Origin of the sequence: Pseudomonas sp. JV245A (assembly GCF_032424515.1) — a bacterium.
GTDB lineage: Bacteria > Pseudomonadota > Gammaproteobacteria > Pseudomonadales > Pseudomonadaceae > Aquipseudomonas > Aquipseudomonas protegens.
Map to the genome: position 1 here is coordinate 1 of NZ_VYKE01000352.1, position 1679 is coordinate 1679.

The 1679-nt window shown below is 67.3% G+C and carries 2 protein-coding genes and 1 pseudogene; 2 read left to right on the forward strand and 1 reads right to left on the reverse strand.

From position 1 onward, the window contains the following. On the reverse strand, nucleotides 1–589 hold a 589-nt coding region (locus F6S12_RS31510), incomplete at its 3' end, for a LysR family transcriptional regulator (protein WP_315869834.1). A 100-nt stretch (nucleotides 590–689) separates the two neighbouring features. On the opposite strand from F6S12_RS31510, the gene F6S12_RS31515 reads away from it, so the two are divergent. Beyond that, entirely contained in the window at nucleotides 690–1421 is a 732-nt protein-coding gene (locus F6S12_RS31515) for an SDR family oxidoreductase (RefSeq protein WP_053151981.1), read from the forward strand. Then, nucleotides 1418–1679 (forward strand): annotated as a pseudogene (locus F6S12_RS31520) (hypothetical protein); the annotation flags it as partial. The gene F6S12_RS31515 and the pseudogene F6S12_RS31520, both read left to right, overlap by 4 nt.

A 1679-nucleotide genomic window follows, 5' to 3' on the forward strand; every position in this document is an offset into this window, starting at 1 on the left:
CGTTGCGCAGGTACAGCAGGGCGCTGTGCCCGGCCAGCGCCTCGGGGTTTTGCGGCACCCCGCAACGGGCCAGGTAGGCCGGGCTGGCGCAGGCGATGCGCCGGTGCCCGGGGAGAATCGGCAAGGCCACCAGGCTGGAATCCTCGGGCACGCCAAAGCGCAGGGCCACATCCACAGCGTCGCGGAACAGGTCGGCGTGGCGATCATCGAGCCGCAGTTGCAGGCGCAGTTGCGGGTGCTCGGCCTTGAATTCATCGAGCCAGGGAAGCAGGGCATTGCGCCCGAAGTCCGAGGGCGCCGACAGTTGCAGCACCCCGGCCAGGCCCAGGCTCTGCTGCTTGAGCGCCAGCTCGCCGTCCTCCAGGGTGGTCAGGGCCAGGCGCACGCTTTCCAGGTAGCGGCGGCCTTCCTCGGTGAGCCGCATGCTGCGGGTGGAACGCGCCAGCAGACGGCTGCCGAGGCGGGTTTCCAGGCGCTTGAGGGCGATGCTGGCGGCTGCGGCGGTCAGGCCCAGGGAGCGGGCCGCGGCGGAAATGCTCCCGGCATCGGCGGTGCGTACGAAGATTTCCAGGTCCAGTATCGAGCTCATTAATAAAAATCCTTTAAAGATCTTTGCTTTTTAGCTGGATTTTTCCTCGATTGGCAAGCTGGGAAGATGCAATCACTTTCAATCGCAGCAGGTGATCGCAATGACTCTTTCCAACTCAAGCCTGGCCCAGCAAACCTTGGTGGTGATTGGCGCCGGCAGCGGCATCGGCGCTGCGGTGGCGCGCCAGGCCGCGGCCCGTGGTGCTCGGGTGGTACTGGCGGGGCGCAGCCTCGAGGCCTTGCAGCGCCAGCAGGCACAGCTGCCGGAATCGGCCTGCAGCATCGCCGTGGACATTACCGATACCGCCAGTCTCCAGGCCTTGTTCGCCAGGGTGGGGGCCTTCGATCACCTGGTGATCAGCGCCGGTCCGGCCATTGCCGCCAAGCCCCTGGCCGACACCGATCTGCTGGATGCCCAGCGGGCTTTTGAGGTGAAGTTCTGGGGCGTGTGGCGCGCGGTCCAGGCGGCGCTGCCGACACTCGCGCCGCAAGGCAGCATCAGCCTGACCTCGGGCCTGCTGTCGCGCAAAATGGTCCCCGGGCAAGTGCTCAAGACCACCCTCAACGCCGCCCTCGAAGCCCTGGGCAAGCACCTGGCCAAGGAGCTGGCGCCACGCCGGGTGAATGTCATCAGCCCCGGGGTCACCGCCACCGAAGCCTATGCCGGGATGCCCGAGGACGCCCGCGAAGCCATGTTCGCCCGCACCGGTGCCAACCTGCCGGTGGGCCGCGTCGGCCAGCCGGATGAGGTGGCGGCGGCCTTTATCCTGGCCATGGAGAACGGCTTTATCAGCGGGAGCCTGATCGATGTCGATGGTGGAGGCCTGCTATGAACTGGCGCTTCGATCACCTGGCGTTCAACTGCGCCGAGGGCGAGGCGTTGCAGCAGGCCTTCGCCGATCTGCTGGGCCTGCAAACGGGCCGGCGGCCGCCGTTTCCCTTTCCCGGGCGCTGGTTGTACCAGGGCGAGGCGGCGCTGGTGCACGTCATCGAACAGGCCCATTGCCCTGAGCCGCACCTGAGCCACATCGCCTTCAGTACCCAGGAGGCAGCCGAAGCCGTGTTGCGCCGGGTGCAGGCCAGTGGCCTGG

What these genes read in the sequence shown, in the direction of transcription:
- F6S12_RS31515 (WP_053151981.1), top strand. Translation starts at nt 690, where the DNA reads ATGACTCTTTCCAACTCAAGCCTGGCCCAGCAAACCTTGGTGGTGATT.